We start from the raw sequence: 2052 nt of genomic DNA, 5'->3' as shown, positions 1-2052 counted from the left end.
CGGTCTTAAGCGCCAGATCGCTTACTTCAAGCGCGCTTGCAAGCCCCAAAATCGCCAAAAATAAAGCTAAAATTTTCATCGTAGTCCTTTAAATTTTATGCTCGCTAAATTTTCACTGCCCGTTATCGCCAGGCGAAATTTCATTTGCCGCGACGTTTTGAGGGCAATCTCGCTCGGGCATAGCTTTGCTTGCCGTCGAAATCTCATTTGCCGCCGAAATTTTATTCGCGGAATTTTTCTTTGCTAAAATTTTATCCGCGCACGCCCTTAACTGCGGCGGTATCTCATACAGCGTCCTTTTAGAATCAGGCTCCACCGCAGCTTGCGACGTGGTTGCCTTAGCTAGGAGCGCGCCTGACGGGCTTTTGATGCGGTAGGAGAATTTTATAATCGTGTCGCACTCGAGCAGCTCGATACTCACCGCAACCTCGTCGTCAAAAAGTATCGGCGCGATAAATTTAAACTCCATTTTGATAATGGGATATATAAATCCATCATCTCTCATCTGCATATATGTGTAGCCCGCGTCGCGCCAAAACTCGCATCTAGCGTCCTCGCAGAGCTTTACGTAGTTGCCGTGCCACATCACGCCCATCGGATCGGCGTCGTAAAATCTGGCGCGAAATTTATACTCTTTCATTCTTCTCTCCGCTATGAAATTTTTCGTCTTGGGCGGCGGATTTTGCGGCGGCTAAATTTGAATTATTTAAATTTAGCGCAGTATCCGAGCTCGCCGTACTTTTTAAATTTGACGCGGTATTTGAACTAGCCGTATCGTTTAAACCCGCTGCATCGTTTAAATTTGACGCCGTATCCATGCTCGTCTCGCCGAAATTTTGCGCGCGGTCGCGCTTCGCAGCGCTCGCGTCTTTCCCTTGCGCCCAAAAATCAAAGAAATTATACCATTGAGAAGGAAATTCTTTGGCATAAAGCTCTAGCTGCCGCACGTAGCTTTTAAGAGGCGGCGCGACCGATCGCGCCTTATCGCGGCTCTTTAGCGGCGCGGGTAGCGGCTGCAGCCGAAGCTCGTGGCCGCTGCGCCCCTCGTAGCACCATAGGCTAAATAGCGGCGCGTCCAAAATTTTAGCGAGCAGATAGCCGCCAATCGGGAAATTTGCGCTGCGCCCTAAAAAATCCTCGCTTTGAAATTTATCTGAGCCCACCGGCATGCGATCGCCCATTATCGCGATATGCTCGCCGTTTTGCAGCAGCTCTTTGATTTGCAGCATCTCGCCGATGCCGAGCTCGCCGACGTAAAGAATTTTCACGCCGCCGCCCATCTTTTCGATAAATTTCATAAAATTTTCGCTATGTTTGCGAAAGATCAGCACGTTGATTTTTATCCCCGCCGTGCTTGCCGAAAGAGCGCGCGCGATCTCGGTGTTGCCGAAGTGCGAAGTGATTAAAATTTTGCCCGTTCCGTCGCTTAAAAGCTCCTTCATACCGCTTTGCACCCGTATTTGATCCAGCGCGATCTTGCCGTTCCAAACCGCGATTTTTTCGCACAGACTGAGGGAAAATTTATAAAAATTCGCGTAAATTTCGCGGATCTTGGGCTCGCGATCAAGCGCGCGCCGCAAAAACTCCCCGATTGCGCGTCGCTCGTTTTTAAGCAGCGCAAAATAGATCGCCGAAATGCAAAGCGCGGTAGCTCGCATGCAAAAATCGGGCGTGTGAAGCGTAATGAAACGGGTTAAATTTAAAAGCGCCGCGCCCGCCTTTTCGTTGTTTTCGCTCCAGTGCTTAGCCATCGTGCCCGTCCTTTGCGGCGGCATGTTGCGGCGAGGCTTTTACGAGCGAACTTTGCGCTGAATTTTCCGCCTGCGAGCTTTGCACTGCGGCTTTGTCGCCGCATTTTTCGGTACCAGCTTTTTCGTCTGCGCCGCCGCCCATCTCTTTTTTCGCACCTTTGCAACTATCGCGCCGCGCGCCGCTGCAAAGGTTTTGCTCCGCCAACCCTTGCAAAATTTCGTCTGCGCTCTGCTGCGAAACATCCTGCAAGCCGCGCTTTTTAAATTTATCGCAGGCGCGCTCTAGCGCGATTCTTGCAAG

At 50.7% G+C, this 2052-nt stretch carries 3 protein-coding genes; all 3 read right to left on the bottom strand.

All coding sequences use genetic code 11. The features are described from left to right. Nucleotides 1-112 precede the first annotated feature (112 nt). A complete protein-coding gene (locus Q0256_RS02760) occupies nt 113-640 on the bottom strand; it encodes a thioesterase family protein (protein WP_297959840.1) in 528 nt (175 codons plus the stop codon). Next, nucleotides 627-1751: a hypothetical protein gene (locus Q0256_RS02755; RefSeq protein ID WP_297959838.1), complete on the bottom strand. Its 1125-nt coding sequence runs from the start codon at nt 1749-1751 to the stop codon at nt 627-629. Before Q0256_RS02755 ends, Q0256_RS02760 begins: the two co-directional genes overlap by 14 nt. Continuing rightward, nucleotides 1744-2052 (bottom strand): hypothetical protein (locus Q0256_RS02750; RefSeq protein ID WP_297959836.1); only part of this gene is annotated, 309 nt, incomplete at its 5' end. The genes Q0256_RS02755 and Q0256_RS02750, both read right to left, overlap by 8 nt.

It is taken from the genome of uncultured Campylobacter sp., assembly GCF_937949835.1.
Lineage (GTDB): Bacteria > Campylobacterota > Campylobacteria > Campylobacterales > Campylobacteraceae > Campylobacter_B.
The sequence above is the reverse complement of the archived record's forward strand: the minus strand, read 5'-3'. Positions and strand labels throughout refer to the sequence as shown.